Source organism: Halomonas sp. ND22Bw (genome assembly GCF_003011945.1).
Taxonomy (GTDB): domain Bacteria; phylum Pseudomonadota; class Gammaproteobacteria; order Pseudomonadales; family Halomonadaceae; genus Halomonas; species Halomonas halophila.
This window is the reverse complement of sequence record NZ_PXWD01001387.1, coordinates 1-251: the sequence shown is the minus strand read 5'-3', so window position 1 is coordinate 251 and position 251 is coordinate 1. Positions and strand designations below refer to the sequence as shown.

At 71.3% G+C, this 251-nt stretch carries 1 protein-coding gene; it reads right to left on the bottom strand.

Annotation, left to right across the window (positions count from 1 at the left end; all coding sequences use genetic code 11):
• On the bottom strand, positions 1–251 hold a 251-nt coding region (locus tag CVH10_RS22750; protein ID WP_146143314.1), incomplete at both ends, for a VWA domain-containing protein.

Genomic DNA, 251 nt, shown 5'->3' with positions numbered 1-251 from the left:
CAATTCCTGGTCGAGCACCCCGGGCTCGCCGGTGTCCAGACCGTCGCTGATGACCAGCACCAGCGTGCGGCGCCCGATGAGGCGACGGGCATGGTCGCGTCGCAATTGCGTGAGCGAATCGCCCAGCCGCGTGCCGCCGGCGAAGTCGTCGATGGCCGCGCTGGCGGTGGCCAGCATGTCGTCGGTGTCGGCCAGGCGGAAGGCCGGGGTCAGGTCGGTCAGGCGCGTGCCGAAGGCGAACACGTCACGCC